We start from the raw sequence: 15,109 nt of genomic DNA, 5'->3' as shown, positions 1-15,109 counted from the left end.
GATTCAGGCCCGGTACAGGCGCCCCTGCACATTTACGCCCCAAGGATCTTCATGGATTACTTCATCGTTTTCATCACTACCGTCGCCGGTCTGTACTTCCATTGGTGGCTGTACGTGCGGATAAAACGCTGGATGGACCGCGACCTGGCATTCGCTTTGGCTGGGAAGGACGAACAGAAAAAAGCTTTCATGCTCCAGCAACTGGCGAACGCTCACGCCCAGAAAATCAAGCGTCGGGACCTGCCCCAGTGGCTTGAGGCCGCTGCAGCAGGGTATCCCGAACGGTAGACTGCCTAGGGTGCCAGACGTTCAAGAATCCAGTCGGCACCCTGTAGACGGTAGTTGAGGCGATCATGCAGGCGGCTCGCACGGCCCTGCCAGAACTCGATGCGTTCCGGCAGCAAGCGATATCCGCCCCAGTGATCCGGGCAGTGCGGCGCTGTATCGCTGAAACGTTGCTCGGTGTTCTTGAGCAGCGCTTCCAGTTCGGCACGATCGGCAATTACCCGGCTCTGCGGTGACGCCCAGGCCCCGAGACGGCTACCCAGTGGACGTACCTGGAAATATGCATCGGACTCTTGCGGCGAGACCTTCACCACCCGACCTTCGATACGCACCTGGCGCTCCAGGGCCGGCCAGAAGAAGGTCATGGCCGCGAACGGATTCGCCGCCAGATGCTGCCCCTTGGCACTGTCATAGTTCGTGAAAAACGTAAAACCGTGCTCGTCCAGCCCCTTGAGCAACAGAATGCGGCAATGAGGTCGACCGTCCTGATCGACCGTCGCCAAGGTCATGGCGTTCGCCTCCACCGGCGCTTGCTCGGTTTTCACCGCGTCGGCGAACCATTGGTGGAACAGCCCGAACGGCTCTGCCGGGGCTTGCGCCTCGGTCAGGCCATCACGGGTGTAGTCACGACGCATATCAGCCAGGCCTTGGGTCATGGCGCATTCCTTTTGGTTAACGAATCACTTTTTGGTGGCGTCAGCCGCGACGTCGACTTTCTTGGCGTCGGCAACGGCTTTGGCTGGCACCGTCTTCTTCGCCGGCGTTGCAGTTTTAGCAGGTGCCTTCTTGGCGGTGGCTTTCTTGGCCGGGGCCTTTTTGGTCGCCGGTACAGCTGCTTTCTTCGCCGCTGGCGCAGGGGTGACCGGAGTTGCCACTGGCTTGATGTCCTTGGCCGCGATCAGGGTCACTGGCGCCGGGGCCGGCATGTTGTACTTGGCCAGCAGCGCCACCATGGTGTTCTGCGGGGTCACCAGCAATTCCACGCGACGGTTCAAGGCACGACCTTCAACACTGTCGTTGGCCGCACGCGGAGCGTCACCGCCCATACCGCGGAGCATCAGGCGATCACGCTGCAAACCGCTGAGACGGAAGATGGCGGCGACGGCTTGTGCACGTTCCTGGCTCAGTTTCACATTGGCCGGTGCGGCACCCGTCGTATCACTGTGACCGAGTACCAGCACGGCCGTTTTCGGATCGACTTCGAGGATTTTCGCGACACGGGTGAACGGACCGAGGGTGACCGGCAGCAGCATGGCTGGACGATCCGGGTTGAAGGAGCCTTCTACCGGTGCGGTCACTACCAACACGTTTTCGCGGCGTTCAAGTTGCAGATTGCTGTCCTTGATCGCTTCGCGCAGACGCGGTTCGTAGTCGTCGAGCCAGGCCTGGGTGACTTTCGGGTCGATTGGCGCAACTTTGGCAGCGCTCTGATCCTTGCCGCCGAACGGCCACCACCACGAGTTACCCGCGTCGGCATCAGCCTTGGCGACCGGGACCGGTTTGGCTTCAGGTTTTACTTCAGGCTTGGCAGCGGTCTTGGCAGCGGCATCATCGGAACCGAACGGCCAGTACCAAGGGCTGGCGCTCTCACTTTTGGCAACGGGGGCGGTGGCAGCAGGTTTCAGCGGGGACGGAGCTGGGGCCGCGGCTGGAGCTGGAGCCGGTTCTTTAGCGGCGACTTTGTCGGAAGAACCGAACGGCCACCAGCTGCCACCATCGGAATCACTTTTTGGGGTCTGTGCACAACCGGTGATAGCAAAGCACAGGGCCAGGGCGAGAGTTGGTTTGGATGACATCGGATATCCACGAAAAATGAAGTAATGAAAAGTCAGACCGAAGCGGCCCGCACAAACTGACGCTTTGAAACCGAAAAGGCTGCCGGGTTCCGGTACTGGAACCTTTGAGCGGGTTTTACAGACAAGTGGCCAGTACTCGCGCAAGCTTCTGCGCGCGTGGATCCATCAAGACGTACGGCCCCAGGGTATTTGTCACAAAACCGAAGGCAACATCGTGTTCCGGGTCAGCAAAACCGATGGAGCCGCCAGCGCCCGGATGGCCGAACGCACGCGGGCCGAGGCCGTAGGTCGCGTTGGGAACGTCCGGTTGATCGAGCATGCAACCCAGACCGAAGCGGGTCCGGGTCAATAAAGTCTTGTCGTCGCCGAGGCTGTGTTCGCGGGTCAACTCGTCGAGCATCTCGCCTTCGAGCAGGCTGCCATCCAGCAGGCCGGCGTAGAACCCAGCCAGGCTGCGTGCATTGCCGTGGCCATTGGCAGCGGGTTGCTGCATGCGCCGCCATTCGGGTTTGTTGGTGCTGGTCATGATCGACGGCGGATTGGTGAAAGCCCGGGTGGTCATGGCGGTCGGTTCGCGCATGGTCACTTGCAGCAGGCGCTGGGCGGCAGCATCGCCGACATTACCCTTGCCACGCGCGATGTGCGCCACGCGATGGAATTCTTCATCGGCCAGGCCGACATGGAAATCCAGGCCCAATGGCTTGGCGATCCGCGCCACGATGGATTCTCCCGGCCCACGACCGTCGGCGCGGCGCAGCAACTCGCCCACCAGCCAGCCGTAAGTGATCGCGGCGTAGCCGTGGCCTTGGCCCGGCGTCCACCACGGCGCTTCGGCCGCGAGGGCGTCGACCATGGTTTGCCAGTCGTAAAGCGCTTCCGGCGCCAGCAATTCGCGCAACGCCGGCAAGCCTGCCTGATGGCAGAGCAATTGGCGCAGGGTCACGGATTCTTTGCCGGCGGCGGCAAATTCGGGCCAATAGCGGGCAACCGGGGCGTCCAGCTGCAGCTTGCCTTCAGCCACCAGTTGCAGGGCCGTGACCGCAGTGAAGGTCTTGGTGCAGGAGAACAGGTTGGCGATGGTGTCACTGTGCCAGGCTTCGCTGCCATCCTTGTCGGCAGTGCCGGCCCAGAGGTCGAGGACGGTTTCACCGCCGACCTGGATGCACAAGGCTGCGCCACGTTCCTGAGGATCGTCGAACAGCGCCGCGAAAGCTTCGCGCACGGCTTCGAACTTGAGCTCGTAATGACCCTGAATCTGCACCCGCATTGCTCCCGGATAATCGCTATACAAAGTGGCCCGCATTGTTCCAGCCATTAGCCGTTTTGGGAACAGTGTCGGGCTGGGCGGTTATCGGCTTGTTTGAAGATATCGTTGATGCTTATGACGCCTTCGCGAGCAGGCTCGCTCCCACAAGGGATCTTTGGTGGACCGCAGATTCAGTGTGGGAGCGAGCCTGCTCGCGAAGAACGATGACGCGGTATTTCAGGACTCAGTGCCCTTGGCCAGAATGCCCACCGGCTCCCCTGCCCGGGCCTTTGCCGGCCTCGGCCTTTCTGCCGCCTTCGGCATCGTGGCTGGCCTTGTCTGCCTCGGCCGCCGCTTTCGCGGCCTCTTTGCCCAACTGATCGACAGCCGCCAGGTTGCTCTTGCGCACAGAATCGATAAAACCCTGGAACGGCAGATCAGTTATCCCCACCAGACCAAAGTGACCATTCTCACCGTCCAGCAAACGCCCGGTCACCGGTTGGTCCAGGTACTGGAACCAATGCACACCGACAATCGAAGGTTCACTCAGCGCCTGCTTGAGGAAGTTCGCGTAAGCCGGCCCACGGTCTTCTTCCTTGGCCAATTGCGTCACGCCGCCCCAGAACGGGCCGCGATCCGCCGAGCCGAAGTTGAACTCAGTGATCAGCACCGGTTTATCGAGGCTGCGCAGCTTGGCGAAGTCGTAGCCGTCCTGCGGTTGCAGGGTGTACATGTTGAAGCTCAATACGTCGCAATACTGGGCGCAGGAATCCACGGCTTCCGGGGTGCTGATGGCGAAACGACCGCCCAGCAACAGCTGGTTCGGCGCGTGCCACTTGAGCGAGTCGGAGATGGTCTTGAAGTAGGTATCAGCGAAGACCTTCTGGAAGTATTTGAAGTCGGCCTCGATTTCCGGGTGGTCAGCGCTTGGCAGCGGCGGCACGAAGCCCGGGTCTTCCATCAGTTCCCAGGCCGGCAAGTCGATGCCCCACGCCTTGGACAGCCCCGCCTGATTGCGGTATTTGTCGCGCAGTTGCTTGAGGAACGCGCGTTTGGCCGGCACGTCGGTGGTCATTTTCAAGGTGCCGTAAGCCAACGCGTAACGGGCTCTCGGGTCGTCACCGGGACCGGCCCAGGCCAATTCGTTGTCGGCGTAGTAGCCGATCAGCCATGGGTCGTCGCGATGATCACGGGCGGCGATGGCCACGGCGCGTTCGGTGGCCATGGCGAAACGCGGATCGAACGGGTCGGGCATGCCGCCCCACCAGTCGGTGCCGGTGCTGATGCTGGCGTAATCGCCGACGATCGACAACGGCAAGGTGTACGGCACGCGATCAGCATCGCCGAGCGCCGGGGCGCTCCAGTTGCCGATAGTGTTAAAGCCCCAGGCTTGCAGGCGATCCAGGGTGTGGCCGGTCCAGCGTTGTTCATCCACCACTGCTTTGCAGGGTTCTGCGGGTTTCTGCTCAGACGCTTTCGCTACGGTTGCTTCGGCGGCACCGGTCTTGGCCGCTTCTGCGACCCCGGATTCGGCGGTCGTTGGTGTAACGGGTTGCTCGGCAGCCTTCTCGACCGTCGCTTCAACCGCGTCGGCCTTGGCCGCTTCGGCGACACCGGCCTTGGTATCGCTGCCCAGCGCACACGGTTCGCCATACAGCCGCTGCAAGTTGGCGCCGTAAAAATCGTACCAGCGCCCGGCGTTGTAGCTACGGCCCTGATCGGCGCCGTTGCCGCCACGGTTATCACCTTCGCCAAAATGGCTAGCCAGCGGCTCGTCGGGTTTTGGCAGGGTCTCGAACATCCACTCACGGCCGGCGACGTAGGTCTGGTTGACGTCCGGGGTCACGGTATTGACCCCAAGCGAATAGAACGGATGACCTTGCGGCGTCACCAGGTACCAGCGACCGTCGCGTTTCTCGGTGCGGAAAAAGCCGCTGGCCTTGAACGTCGGGCCTTTGGTCCAGCCACCGAAAGTGTCCAGGGAGGTTTTTTCGCGCTCGGCCAGCCAGGTTTTCAGTTGTTGCTGTTCTTTGGCGGCGGCGCTTTTCAATTGTTCATCGCTACTGACCTTTTCCGGCCATTTGGCCCGGGTTGACTGACCGTAAGCATCTACCAATCCGCCATAAACGGCTTGGGTCACGGCGTCACCGTCCTGCACGCCAAAACGTTCGAGCAAGATGTTCTGGGCCACTTTCGGCTGATCCATCGACAGGGTCACCGACACCACCTGGCTGCGATCCAGTTCACCGGCACTGCTTGCCAGCAAAATGCGCTGGCCGTCGACCGTCATCGGCATCGGCGGCCCGGCTTTCATGCCCTGGCTCAACGATGAGCTTGCCACCAACGGCACCAGCAAGGTCTGCGCCGGGCCGGCCGGCAAATCGACGCGACTGACCAGCGTCTTGCCGTCATTGCTCTGGATTTTCACGTACAGGGTCACGGCCCAATCCATTGCACTCTGGATTCGCAGGCTCATGGCGCCCGACTGCGACCAGTCCCAGGCACCGGTTTGCGGGGTCAAACGCAAACTCGGCTGGGCCACCGGGTTGAACGTCACCCGGCGCAACACTTCGCCTTCGGCTGTTTGCTCAGCATTGGATTGCGGCAGGCTGGCGTCCTGAGTCGCCACCTGGACCACGTCAGCGGGGCGTACAAAGTTGAACAGCGTCTGTTGGCCGGCGGGGGCCGCCAGCAAAGGGGCTGCGAACATCAGGGCAAATACAGCGGGCAACGAACGGCGAATCATAGGAACGTGGTTCTCCCTAACGACCTTCAAGGGTCAGTGGAAAAGCGATGGTAGAGAGATAGACAACGCGGCGGGCAAATGTGCCCACCGGTGTATCAGGAAATTTCGCGACGGAACGGCGGCAGCGCATTGAGGATGGCTTTGCCGTAACGCTGGGTGACCAGACGTCGGTCGAGCAAGGTGATGGTGCCGCGGTCTTCTTCGGTCCGCAGCAAGCGACCGCAGGCCTGGACCAGTTTCAGCGAGGCATCCGGTACGGAGATTTCCATGAACGGATTGCCGCCACGGGCCTCGATCCATTCCGCCAATGCGGCTTCGACGGGATCATCCGGCACCGAGAACGGAATCTTCGCGATCACCACGTGCTCGCAGTACGCGCCGGGCAAGTCGACCCCTTCGGCAAAACTCGCGAGGCCGAACAGCACACTGGAGTCCCCGCCATCGACGCGTGCCTTGTGTTTGTTCAAGGTTTCCTGCTTTGACAGGTTGCCTTGAATGAACACTTGCTTGCGCCAGTCGCGGTCGAGGCCGTCGAACACGTCCTGCATCTGTTTGCGGGAAGAGAACAGCACCAGCGTGCCCCGGGAGCCTTCAACCAGTTGCGGCAGATCCCGAATGATCGCCGCGGTGTGGGCCGGTGCATCCCGCGGATCGGCTTTCAGGTCCGGCACTCGCAGCACGCCGGCGTCGGCGTGGTGAAACGGGCTCGGGACCACGGCGGTCACGGCTTTTTTCGGCAGACCGGCGCGCATGCGGAAACGGTCGAAAGTGCCGAGGGCCGTCAGGGTCGCCGAGGTCACCAACGCGCCGTAAGCGACATTCCACAGGTTGCGCCGAAGCATTTCTGCGGCAAGGATCGGGCTGGCGTTGACCTCGATGTCGAACAGCGAACCGCTTTCGGCCAACGTCAGCCAACGGGCCATGGGCGGGTTGTCTTCCGGGTCTTCAGCGGTGAACGCCACCCACAATTCCCAGTTGCCCGAAGAACGGGACAACAGGCTACCGAACAGTGGGTACCACTCTTCGGCCTGATTACTGGCGATGCCGATGTTGACCTCGCCGTCCATGCCTTCCTTGAGCAACTCGGTGAGCCGGGTGAACAGGTCGGTAAGCCGGGCAAAGCCCTTCTTCAACTCGACACCCATCTCGCGCATGTGCTCGGGAATCACTCCACCGACGAAGCGGTGACGCGGCCGCTCGCGGCCTTCGACGTCTTCGCCGGGTTTGAAGTCGGCGACCTGCTCGCAGGCGGTGAACATGAATTGTTGTTGGGTCTTGATCTCGCGGGCCAGTTCCGGCACTTGCTCGATCAACTTGCCCAAATCGCCGGGCAGCGGGTGCTGGGCCAGCAGTTTGGTGAGGTTTTTCGCGGTGGTTTCCAGCCAGTCGGCGGTGGAACGCAGCCGCGTGTAATGGGCGAAGTGGCCGATGGCCTTGTCTGGCAGGTGATGGCCTTCGTCGAACACGTAGATGGTGTCGCGCGGGTCCGGCAGCACGGCACCGCCGCCCAGGGCCAGGTCGGCCAGCACCATGTCGTGGTTGGTGACGATCACGTCGACCTTGCCCATGCCTTCGCGGGCCTTGTAAAAGGCGCACTGGCCGAAGTTCGGGCAATGGCGGTTGGTGCACTGGCTATGATCGGTGGTCAGGCGCGCCCAGTCGGCATCTTCCAGCGCCGTGGACCAACTGTCGCGGTCGCCGTCCCATTTATTGCCGGCGAGTTTTTCGATCATGCTGGTGAACAGCTTCTGACTGGCCTCGTCGACCTCGATCTTGAAGCCTTCTTCTTCGAACAGCTGCGCCGTGGCCGTTTGTGCGTGGCCTTCCTGCAGCAACATGTCGAGCTTGGACAGGCACATGTAGCGCCCACGGCCCTTGGCCAACGCGAAGCTGAAATTCAGCCCGCTGTTGCGCATCAGGTCGGGCAAATCCTTATAGACGATCTGCTCTTGCAGGGCGACGGTGGCCGTGGCGATCACCAGGCGTTTGCCAGCAGCCTTGGCGGTGGGGATCGCCGCCAGGCTGTAGGCCACGGTTTTGCCGGTACCGGTGCCGGCTTCCACCGCGACAATCGCGGGGTCGCCACTGCGCCGACCTTCGTCGTCGGTGTCGATATCCCCGAGGACCTTGGCAATTTCGGCGATCATCAGGCGTTGTCCGTAGCGCGGCTTGAGGCTCTTGGCTTCGAGAAAACGCGAATAGGCGCCCTGGATCGTGGTTTTGAGTTCGGTGCTGATCATGAATTGTCGGGCGCTAAAAACGCTGGATAAATTTTCAGTGGTTTCGGATGGCGGCTATCATACCCCGCTAATTAATCCCGCGCAGAACGGAGTACCCCAATGACACCTTTTGGCATCGTTTATACCCTGCATGTCCTGTCAGCCCTGGTGTGGGTGGGCGGCATGTTTTTCGCTTGGATGGTCTTGCGCCCCGCCGCCATGAAAGCGCTGGAAGGCCCTGCCCGCTTGAATCTGTGGGTGGAAGTGTTTCAAGGGTTTTTCCGCTGGGTCTGGGTCGCGGTAGTGCTGCTGCCGATCAGCGGTGTCGGCATGATTCATCTGCAATACGCCGGGTTCGAGACCGCGCCGCGTTATGTGCAGGTGATGATGGGGTTGTACGTGGTGATGACGGCGTTGTTTATCCGGATCCAGGCGTTGATGCTGCCGGAGTTGCGCATCGCAGTGACGGCGCAGGATTGGCCGGCGGGTGCGGCCGTGCTCGGGAAGATTCGGCGGTTGGTGGGGATCAATCTGATGGTGGGATTGCTGCTGGTGGCGATTGCTGCGGCCCGGCCGATGTTCTGAACCGTTCACATCCTGTGGCGAGGAGCGTCTGTGGCGAGGGGGCTTGCCCCCGTTCCAGTGCGTAGCACTGGCAAAATCGCGGAAACACTCCGGTATTGGGGAGGGTCGCTTCGCAACCCAACGGGGGCAAGCCCCCTCACCACAGGGGTTCTCGGTTGTTTTTTATAGGCGCTGAAGGGTTACAGAACCCGCCGCACCGGCAGGCCCAGGCTGGCCATCCGCGCCCGGACGGCCACTTTTGCCGCCATCGGCCTTGTACACCAGGCAGCCTTTGGACTGGCCACCCGCTCCCGGTTTACCACCAGGACCTGCAAGTCCACCGGCACCGCCAGCGACCTGCACCTTGATTTTATCCGCCGGGTAATCGCGCGGCACTTCCAGCTTCACCAGCGCACCCGGAGCTCCCGGCTGACCGTCACTGCCGTCGCTGCCATCGGCACCGCGACCGGCCTGGCCCCAGGTGCAACCCGGATCCTGGCCATTGGCGCCGTCAAGACCGAAAAACCCCGGTGCGCCCGCGCCGCCGCGAGCATCCACCAACAATTGCGGAGCGTTCAATGCCTTGATCTGCAAGTTCAGGTTGCGCCCCGAGCGTGCAGCCTTCTGGAAACTCCCCGGCGCGCCCCTCGCGGTGATCTGGCTGCCTTCCGACAACTCGGCACGGTGCACTTTAAATTCCAGTGGTTGCTCACTCGGCACAATGGCAATTCGCGCCTCACGCCCCAGGTGCAGTTCGCCCACGGTCACTTCGGTGACGTTCGAAGGAATCAGCAAAGTGCCGTAATCGGCGACTTCCAGCCGCTCCAGTTGCAACGTACTGGCGGTGTTGGGCAAGCGCATCAACGAGTTGGTTTCGACACTGACAACCTGTGCGCAGGCCAATGGACTGATAAATGCGGCGAGCAGACAGAGATTACGCATGGGAAGCCTTCGGTGCGGAGGGAGCCGGAATGGTTTGCAGGTGGAATACGCCGAAAATGGCAATCTGCAGGCGATCACGCCAAGGGTGGGCGCGGCCTTTGAGGCTGCGGTTGCAGAACACCAGCTCCAGCAGATGGAACAGTGCCAGCAAGCCCCCGGCCAGATTGACCAACGGGTGCAGCGGATAAACAAACGGCGTGAGCAGATTGACCAGCACCACCAACCAGAACAGCAGGGTCAATAACTTCCCCAGCCCCCAAAACACCTTCATACGCTCCCCCGTTGATCATTATTCTTTGGGCGCACAGTAACGGCTTCCACGAGGGATGCGCCAGAGGGCAACGGAAAATTCTTCATGAAGACCGCCGAATGGCCATCGGCACCACTGAATTGGCGTGCCGACGGCTCTATTTCGCGGCTTAGCGATTGATGTGCAATTCCACGCGACGGTTTTTCGCGCGGCCTTCATCAGTCGCGTTATCGGCGATGGGCTCACTTTCGCCCTTGCCTTCACTGGTGAGTTTGTTCGGGTCCAGACCCTGGTTCATCAGATAGGCCGCCACGCTGGTGGCGCGACGTTCCGACAACATTTGGTTGTAGGCATCGGAACCGACACTGTCGGTATGGCCGACCACTTTGATGCTCACCACATCGGCGCTTTGCAATTTCGGCATCAGCGCAGTCAGCTGATTCTGCGCAGACGGGGTCAGGTCGGATTGATTGAACGCAAACAGCACGTCGCCCGCATCGTTGAGGGTAATGACTTCCTCAGGTACAGGTTCGGCAGGTTTCACGCTGGCCGGGTATTGCGGCAGCGGGCAACCATGATGTTCTACCGGCGTATTGGCGGGAGTATCGGGGCAACGATCGCGTCGATCGAAAACGCCGTCGCCATCTTCGTCGCCATCCTGGGCGTAACAGATCAAGCCGCCAGTCAGGATTCCAAGCGCTGCTCCTCCGGCCGCCCAGCCGCCACTTTCGATTGCGCCCAAACCGCCGCCCACCAGCCCGCCAATGACGCTGCAGATCGGCCAGGTACGTTGATTGAGGGGGGCAGTGCCATCGCTGTGAGTTGCGCAACCGGTCAACAGGCTGCCAAGCAGCAGAACCGGTAGGACGGTCCTTGTGAGAACGCTCATATTGAAAGCTCCTGTGTTACCGGCCCATACCGGTTACACAGGAGTAAAGACCCGCATCCGCGACTATACAAGCCGCGGAGCGGAAGGGCTTAACGCTGGATATGGATTTCCGTACGACGGTTCTGCGCGCGGCCGTCAGCCGTTTTGTTATCGGCGACCGGCTGGCTTTCACCGGCACCGACCACAGACACGAAGCTGCTGCGAGGCACGCCTTGCTCGATGAGGTATTCAACCACCGAGTGAGCGCGTTTATCCGACAGTTTCTGGTTGTAGGCATCGCTGCCCACGCTGTCGGTATGACCAGTAACGGTCAGTTGAGCAGTAGGCGCTTCCGCCTTCAATTTAGTGGCGATCTTGTCGAGGACCTGTTTGTCGGATGGTGTGAGGGTGGCTTTGTCAAACTGGAAGTGAACATCGCGGATGACGATGGTTTCTTCCTTGACCACTACAGCCTCTTCAACCACCGGCGCAGGTGGAGGGCAACCGTCGGCATCGACTTTCACGCCGTGCGGTGTGCCCGGGCACTTGTCGCGGCTATCCGGTACACCATCACCGTCTTCGTCGCCATCACCGTGAACCCAGCAATAGGCCGCTGCCGTGCCGCCGACGAGCAGCGCGCCATAGCCTGCCCATGCGGAGCTCTCGGTCGCGCCGAGACCCGCACCCACGACACCACCGACGGCCGCACAGGTCGGCCAGTCGGTTTTCTGCAAACCTGCGCAACCAGTCAACACACTGGTGAGCAGAACCAAGGGTAATGCTGTCCGAACTATGCTCATCTAGTTTTCTCCTGAGGGATCGGCTTAGAACCGATTCAGGTAGTAAAGACCCGACTATTAATCTCCGCCAGCAATAGGCCATTGCTGTTTTATCCCGCGTTCACGACGGATTGGCGCATTTGCGTTAAACCCGCTCTAGGCCAGCACGTTTAGGCAGGCTAGTCTTGGCGCTCTGATTGAGGATCTTTGATGATTGCAGGTATTTCTTCGCGCACGCCGCAACAGGCGCTGGCCGCTTTGCTGGACCGTTACGCCCCCGTGCAGCTGTTGTTGATCGGCGCCAGTGAATTCCCCGCCCTGGAAGCATTCAAACTGGCCCACCCGGATACGTGTGTGGCCCACGCCGCTCCGGGGCCGCTGCCGGCGGACCTGGCAGCACGCCGGTTCGATCTGGCACTGGCGGTCGATTGCCTCGAACATTTGCCCAAGCGCGATGGCTTGAACCTGCTCGGCGGGATCCGCAACCTCAACGCCAGCCGCATTGCGGTGCTGACGGACATGTCGGCCAGCGGCTGGCAGGAGACGGATTTTTTCTCCCTGGCCCTGCAAGCCAGTGAACGCTTTCAGCGCGATGAACAGGTTTTGACCCTGTTCACCTATGATCTGCTTGAATACAAACAAGTACCCGACTGGCTCAACTCACGCTTTTGGGCCAATCCGGAAAACTTCGGGAAATATTGGTGGTAATGAGATGAGTACATCCATTTGCCCTTGCGGCAGCGGCACCCTGCTCGATGCCTGCTGCGGTCATTACCACGCCGGGCATCCGGCGCCGTGTGCCGAAGCCTTGATGCGTTCGCGCTACAGCGCCTACGTGCTGGGGCTGATCGACTATCTGGTGGCGACCACCCTGCCCGCGCAACAGGCCGGCCTGAATCGTCAGTCCATCAGCGACTGGAGCGCGCAAAGCACCTGGCTGGGCCTGGAGGTGGAAAGCTCCGAAGTCTTCGGTGGCCAGCCGGAACACGCTTTCGTGACCTTCACCGCGCGCTGGCACGACGGCAGCGGCGAACACAGCCACCGCGAGCGCTCGTCCTTCGTGCAGAACGCCGGCCACTGGTACTTCATCGACCCGACCGTGCAACTCAAGGCCGGGCGCAATGACGCCTGTCCATGCGCGAGCGGGCAGAAATTCAAGAAATGCTGCGCGGGGTATTTCAACAGTTGAGGTGAGCGACAGGTTCCAGGGAGATACAGGATCATGATCACCCGGCGACACGCACTTAATCTGCTCAGCCTGCTCCTGTTTCTGGGGCTCGCTGGCTGTGCGTCGTGGTTCGAGGATGACGAGCCAGACCCCGAGGTGCATCTGGTCAAGGTTGAAGTGGTGCGGGCAAAACTGCTGGAGCAGAAATTCATCCTGCACTTTCGCGTCGACAACCCCAACGACAGCGACTTGACCGTGCGCAGCCTTGAATACCGGATTCATTTGGGAGACATCCTGCTGACCGAGGGCGAGCACGATCACTGGTTTACGGTCGGCCCCAAACACAGCGCCTACTTCAAGGTACCGATCCGTACCAACCTGTGGCCCAAGGTGCGCGATCTGGTGAAAATGCTGAAAAAACCCGACCAACCCATCCCCTATCGTCTGGAAGGTGTACTGCAAACCGGTTTATTCATCGCGCATGACGTGCACCTTGCGCGCAATGGCGTGATAATCCCCGCCGATTTAATTCCGGAGCACACCCGATGACCCAGCAACCCCACGTCCATGGCCCTGACTGCAACCACGATCATGACCATCACGACCACCATGATCACGACCATGGCCATGTTCACGGCCCGAACTGCGGCCACGCTCACCAGGAACCGGTGCGCAACGCCCTGAAAGACGTCGGCCGCAACGACCCTTGCCCGTGCGGCAACGGCAAGAAATTCAAGAAGTGCCACGGCGCTTGATGCTTCGGGCGCAAATATTGTTCGCCTGTTGAATCGCCTTCGCGAGCAGGCTCCCACATTGGTTCTATGAACGACATAAAACCCCTGTGGGAGCGAGCCTGCTCGCGAAGAGGCCCCAAAGTCACCCTCAGTTCAGAATCTGCGCAGTACTGACGACCGTCGCATACTCCCCGTGCAAATTCCCCAGCGACATCGCATGCACGTCCTCGGCAGAACGCGCATTACCAAAATAATCCGCCTTGTCGAAGGTAAAACACGCGTCCTCCGCCACCCACGCGTCAAACCCCAGATTCCCGGCCGTTCGCGCCGTGGACTCCACCGAGTTATTCGTCGCCACGCCAACAATCACCAACTGCTCAATCCCCGCCTCGCGCAAACTCGCCTCCAGCCCCGTCGCACAAAAGGCATCCGGTACCTGTTTCTGGATCAGCTGCTCGCCGGTCTTTGGCTGGAACCGCTCCTGAAATTCCACACCCGACTGCTCTGGCCAGAACACTGAATCCGGTGAGCGGGACAGGTGCTGCACGTGAATCACCGGTCGCCCGGTTCGGCGCCAAAACGCCAACAGATCAACGATGCGCTCCTCGGCCTGAGGGTTATTCCGGCGACCGAGCCGGGGATGCAGAATGCCATTTTGTTGATCGATGATGATCAGCGCTGCGCGGGTCTTGAGCTCCATGCCGGTTTTTTCTCCTGCGGGGTCATTGAATTTCACCCACTTCAGCATCACCTCCAATAACAGGCAAGCCATCGAACGCAAACAGGACGACCTGATGCCCGCGGTTGCTGTCCCCACCTGACACCATCCTTGATGTGGAGCATTTCATGATCGACCTGTATTACTGGACCACCCCCAACGGCCACAAAATCTCGATATTCCTCGAAGAGGCCGGCCTGCCGTACAACGTGCACCCGATCAACATCAGCCAGAACGAGCAGTTCAAACCCGAGTTCCTGAAAATCTCGCCGAACAACAAAATCCCGGCCATCGTCGATCATGAGCCGGTCGATGGCGGTGAGCCGTTGTCGGTGTTCGAGTCGGGGGCGATCTTGCTGTACCTCGCGGAAAAAACCGGCCAGTTCCTGCCCACGGACTTGCGCGGTCGTCAATTGGCGCTGCAGTGGCTGTTCTGGCAAATGGGCGGTTTGGGGCCGATGGCCGGGCAAAACCATCACTTCAGCCAGTTCGCACCGGAGAAAATCCCCTACGCGATCAAGCGCTACATCGATGAGACCGCGCGCCTGTACGGGGTGCTGGACAAGCAACTGGCGACCCATGAGTTTGTCGCCGGCAGCGAATACAGCATTGCCGACATGGCGATCTACCCGTGGATCGTTTCCCACAAGTGGCAGAGCCAGAAACTGGAAGACTTCCCGAACGTGCTGCGCTGGTTCACCCACATCCAGAACCGCCCGGCGACCGTGAAAGCATATGCCCTGGCGGCCAAAATCAACCCACCAAAATCCTGAGAACCACGCCTGCCCCTGTGG

Annotated in this window: 17 protein-coding genes; 7 read left to right on the top strand and 10 right to left on the bottom strand. The window is 60.8% G+C overall.

What is annotated here, in order from left to right:
* Positions 1–51 precede the first annotated feature (51 nt).
* A complete protein-coding gene (locus ACWKV5_RS05705) occupies positions 52–288 on the top strand; it encodes a hypothetical protein (protein ID WP_483840524.1) in 237 nt (78 codons plus the stop codon).
* Between the two features lie 5 nt (positions 289–293).
* Here ACWKV5_RS05705 and pdxH read toward each other — a convergent pair whose 3' ends face one another.
* The 5 genes from pdxH to dinG form a co-directional block, all read right to left on the bottom strand.
* Positions 294–941: a pyridoxamine 5'-phosphate oxidase gene (pdxH, locus tag ACWKV5_RS05700; RefSeq protein ID WP_483840523.1), complete on the bottom strand. Its 648-nt coding sequence runs from the start codon at positions 939–941 to the stop codon at positions 294–296.
* 24 nt (positions 942–965) lie between these two features.
* Positions 966–2,081 carry an OmpA family protein gene (locus ACWKV5_RS05695; RefSeq protein WP_483840522.1) on the bottom strand — a complete coding sequence of 372 codons (1,116 nt, stop codon included), beginning with the start codon at positions 2,079–2,081 and terminating at the stop codon, positions 966–968.
* 115 nt (positions 2,082–2,196) lie between these two features.
* Entirely contained in the window at positions 2,197–3,342 is a 1,146-nt protein-coding gene (locus ACWKV5_RS05690) for a serine hydrolase domain-containing protein (RefSeq protein ID WP_483840844.1), read from the bottom strand.
* 229 nt (positions 3,343–3,571) lie between these two features.
* On the bottom strand, positions 3,572–6,073 hold the full coding sequence (locus ACWKV5_RS05685; RefSeq protein WP_483840521.1) for a beta-agarase: 2,502 nt from the start codon (positions 6,071–6,073) through the stop codon (positions 3,572–3,574).
* Between the two features lie 95 nt (positions 6,074–6,168).
* Positions 6,169–8,313 (bottom strand): ATP-dependent DNA helicase DinG, encoded by a 2,145-nt coding sequence (gene dinG / locus ACWKV5_RS05680; RefSeq protein WP_027925648.1) that lies wholly within the window; start codon positions 8,311–8,313, stop codon positions 6,169–6,171.
* A 99-nt stretch (positions 8,314–8,412) separates the two neighbouring features.
* On the opposite strand from dinG, the gene ACWKV5_RS05675 reads away from it, so the two are divergent.
* Positions 8,413–8,877, top strand: coding sequence for a CopD family protein (locus ACWKV5_RS05675; RefSeq protein ID WP_483840520.1), 465 nt, complete (start codon positions 8,413–8,415; stop codon positions 8,875–8,877).
* Between the two features lie 162 nt (positions 8,878–9,039).
* Here ACWKV5_RS05675 and ACWKV5_RS05670 read toward each other — a convergent pair whose 3' ends face one another.
* From ACWKV5_RS05670 to ACWKV5_RS05655, 4 genes are all read right to left on the bottom strand, one after another.
* Positions 9,040–9,798: a collagen-like protein gene (locus ACWKV5_RS05670; protein ID WP_483840519.1), complete on the bottom strand. Its 759-nt coding sequence runs from the start codon at positions 9,796–9,798 to the stop codon at positions 9,040–9,042.
* The gene (locus ACWKV5_RS05665) at positions 9,791–10,069 is read right to left on the bottom strand and encodes a DUF1145 domain-containing protein (protein WP_194939911.1); all 279 of its coding nucleotides are present in this window, start codon (positions 10,067–10,069) and stop codon (positions 9,791–9,793) included. The genes ACWKV5_RS05670 and ACWKV5_RS05665 overlap by 8 nt, the downstream gene beginning before the upstream one ends.
* Positions 10,070–10,217: 148 nt before the next feature.
* Positions 10,218–10,937: a PA1041 family peptidoglycan-binding anchor lipoprotein gene (locus ACWKV5_RS05660; protein ID WP_483840518.1), complete on the bottom strand. Its 720-nt coding sequence runs from the start codon at positions 10,935–10,937 to the stop codon at positions 10,218–10,220.
* A gap of 89 nt (positions 10,938–11,026) precedes the next feature.
* Positions 11,027–11,716: a PA1041 family peptidoglycan-binding anchor lipoprotein gene (locus tag ACWKV5_RS05655; RefSeq protein ID WP_483840517.1), complete on the bottom strand. Its 690-nt coding sequence runs from the start codon at positions 11,714–11,716 to the stop codon at positions 11,027–11,029.
* A 189-nt stretch (positions 11,717–11,905) separates the two neighbouring features.
* Between ACWKV5_RS05655 and ACWKV5_RS05650 the strand changes: the two genes are divergently transcribed.
* The 4 genes from ACWKV5_RS05650 to ACWKV5_RS05635 are packed head-to-tail and all read left to right on the top strand — an operon-like array spanning position 11,906 to position 13,618.
* Entirely contained in the window at positions 11,906–12,403 is a 498-nt protein-coding gene (locus ACWKV5_RS05650) for a DUF6231 family protein (RefSeq protein WP_483840516.1), read from the top strand.
* Positions 12,404–12,407: 4 nt separating this feature from the next.
* Positions 12,408–12,884, top strand: a complete 477-nt coding sequence (locus ACWKV5_RS05645; protein ID WP_027925655.1) for a YchJ family protein — start codon at positions 12,408–12,410, stop codon at positions 12,882–12,884.
* Positions 12,885–12,917: 33 nt separating this feature from the next.
* Positions 12,918–13,412 (top strand): LEA/WHy family protein, encoded by a 495-nt coding sequence (locus ACWKV5_RS05640; RefSeq protein ID WP_483840515.1) that lies wholly within the window; start codon positions 12,918–12,920, stop codon positions 13,410–13,412.
* Positions 13,409–13,618: an SEC-C metal-binding domain-containing protein gene (locus tag ACWKV5_RS05635; RefSeq protein WP_007906737.1), complete on the top strand. Its 210-nt coding sequence runs from the start codon at positions 13,409–13,411 to the stop codon at positions 13,616–13,618. The genes ACWKV5_RS05640 and ACWKV5_RS05635 overlap by 4 nt, the downstream gene beginning before the upstream one ends.
* Before the next feature lie 127 nt (positions 13,619–13,745).
* On the opposite strand, the gene ACWKV5_RS05630 is transcribed toward ACWKV5_RS05635, so the two are convergent.
* Entirely contained in the window at positions 13,746–14,297 is a 552-nt protein-coding gene (locus ACWKV5_RS05630) for a cysteine hydrolase family protein (RefSeq protein ID WP_483840843.1), read from the bottom strand.
* Positions 14,298–14,443: 146 nt separating this feature from the next.
* On the opposite strand from ACWKV5_RS05630, the gene ACWKV5_RS05625 reads away from it, so the two are divergent.
* Positions 14,444–15,088, top strand: coding sequence for a glutathione S-transferase N-terminal domain-containing protein (locus tag ACWKV5_RS05625; RefSeq protein ID WP_483840514.1), 645 nt, complete (start codon positions 14,444–14,446; stop codon positions 15,086–15,088).
* Positions 15,089–15,109 lie beyond the last annotated feature (21 nt).

The sequence above is a fragment of the Pseudomonas oplopanacis genome, assembly GCF_057128725.1.
The sequence above is the reverse complement of the archived record's forward strand: the minus strand, read 5'-3'. Positions and strand labels throughout refer to the sequence as shown.

Bases quoted from the DNA above. Each gene is read 5' to 3' on its own strand.
- ACWKV5_RS05705 (WP_483840524.1), top strand. From the start codon at position 52: ATGGATTACTTCATCGTTTTCATCACTACCGTCGCCGGTCTGTACTTC.
- pdxH (WP_483840523.1), bottom strand. From the start codon at position 941: ATGACCCAAGGCCTGGCTGATATGCGTCGTGACTACACCCGTGATGGC.
- ACWKV5_RS05695 (WP_483840522.1), bottom strand. From the start codon at position 2,081: ATGTCATCCAAACCAACTCTCGCCCTGGCCCTGTGCTTTGCTATCACC.
- ACWKV5_RS05685 (WP_483840521.1), bottom strand. From the start codon at position 6,073: ATGATTCGCCGTTCGTTGCCCGCTGTATTTGCCCTGATGTTCGCAGCC.
- dinG (WP_027925648.1), bottom strand. From the start codon at position 8,313: ATGATCAGCACCGAACTCAAAACCACGATCCAGGGCGCCTATTCGCGT.
- ACWKV5_RS05675 (WP_483840520.1), top strand. From the start codon at position 8,413: ATGACACCTTTTGGCATCGTTTATACCCTGCATGTCCTGTCAGCCCTG.
- ACWKV5_RS05670 (WP_483840519.1), bottom strand. From the start codon at position 9,798: ATGCGTAATCTCTGTCTGCTCGCCGCATTTATCAGTCCATTGGCCTGC.
- ACWKV5_RS05665 (WP_194939911.1), bottom strand. From the start codon at position 10,069: ATGAAGGTGTTTTGGGGGCTGGGGAAGTTATTGACCCTGCTGTTCTGG.
- ACWKV5_RS05660 (WP_483840518.1), bottom strand. From the start codon at position 10,937: ATGAGCGTTCTCACAAGGACCGTCCTACCGGTTCTGCTGCTTGGCAGC.
- ACWKV5_RS05655 (WP_483840517.1), bottom strand. From the start codon at position 11,716: ATGAGCATAGTTCGGACAGCATTACCCTTGGTTCTGCTCACCAGTGTG.
- ACWKV5_RS05650 (WP_483840516.1), top strand. From the start codon at position 11,906: ATGATTGCAGGTATTTCTTCGCGCACGCCGCAACAGGCGCTGGCCGCT.
- ACWKV5_RS05645 (WP_027925655.1), top strand. From the start codon at position 12,408: ATGAGTACATCCATTTGCCCTTGCGGCAGCGGCACCCTGCTCGATGCC.
- ACWKV5_RS05640 (WP_483840515.1), top strand. From the start codon at position 12,918: ATGATCACCCGGCGACACGCACTTAATCTGCTCAGCCTGCTCCTGTTT.
- ACWKV5_RS05635 (WP_007906737.1), top strand. From the start codon at position 13,409: ATGACCCAGCAACCCCACGTCCATGGCCCTGACTGCAACCACGATCAT.
- ACWKV5_RS05630 (WP_483840843.1), bottom strand. From the start codon at position 14,297: ATGGAGCTCAAGACCCGCGCAGCGCTGATCATCATCGATCAACAAAAT.
- ACWKV5_RS05625 (WP_483840514.1), top strand. From the start codon at position 14,444: ATGATCGACCTGTATTACTGGACCACCCCCAACGGCCACAAAATCTCG.